Genomic DNA, 938 nt, shown 5'->3' with positions numbered 1-938 from the left:
ACAGATTGAACAACTCGGTGCGTGGATTCTCCCGCAGGAACCGCCGAGCCACCGAACCCGGTAGAGCCTCACCGATCGCCAACACCCGTCGCGGCGACCAGGCCCCGGTGTCCGTGGTCGCCCGGCGCACGAGCAGCGCGTCGAGCATCGACGGCACCACATGCAACGTGGTGACCGACTCGCGCGCCAACAAATCGTTGAGATACCCGGGATCTCGATGGCCCTCAGGCGCGGCGATCACCAGACGGCCACCGCATACCGCGGCCGACCAGAACTCCCACACCGACAGGTCGAACGTCGCCGCCGTCTTCAGCAGCACCGAGTCGTCCTCGGCCAGCTCGAATTCGGCCGCTTTCCAGAGCAACTGGTTCACGATCGCCGAGTGCGGCACCGCGACGCCCTTCGGACGCCCGGTCGAACCCGACGTGAAGATGACGTAAGCCGTGTTCTCCGGCCGAACGGGCGTGACGCGCTCGGAATCGGTGATCGGCACGCTGGCGACCGCGCTCAATTCCAGGTCTTCCAGCCGCACCACCGGCGCGACGTCGGTATCGAAATCCGACTCGGTATTGCTCAACACACATACCGGGGCGGCGGCGGAGAGGATGTAGTCGGTTCGCTCGGTGGCTTGGTCGGGGTCGATCGGTACGTACGCCCCACCGGCCTCGGCCACCGCGTACATCGCCACCACCAGATCCACCGATCGGCGGAACGCGAGCGCGACCCTGCTCTCGGCACCGACACCCACCGAGATCAGGTAGCGGGCTAGTCGATTCACCCGGGCCGACAGTTCGGCGTAGCTCAGCTCGACGCGTTCGCCGTCGAGCAGGTCCGCGACCAGCGCGACCGCTCCCGGCGTCGCCGCGACGGTCCCGCGCAGCAACGATCCCAGTGTCGCGGCGGAATCCACCGGATGGGCGGTGTCGTTCCATGCGGTG

General features: G+C 67.4%; 1 protein-coding gene. It reads right to left on the bottom strand.

All coding sequences use genetic code 11. The annotated features are described in order from the left end of the window. Positions 1-938, bottom strand: a 938-nt coding sequence (locus tag ON29_RS04240; RefSeq protein ID WP_040864826.1) for an AMP-binding protein, incomplete at both ends; no start/stop codon positions are given.

This window comes from Nocardia exalbida NBRC 100660, from assembly GCF_000308575.1.
Lineage (GTDB): Bacteria > Actinomycetota > Actinomycetes > Mycobacteriales > Mycobacteriaceae > Nocardia > Nocardia exalbida.
Note: the sequence above shows the minus strand (reverse complement) of the source record. Positions and strands in the feature narration are given on the sequence as shown.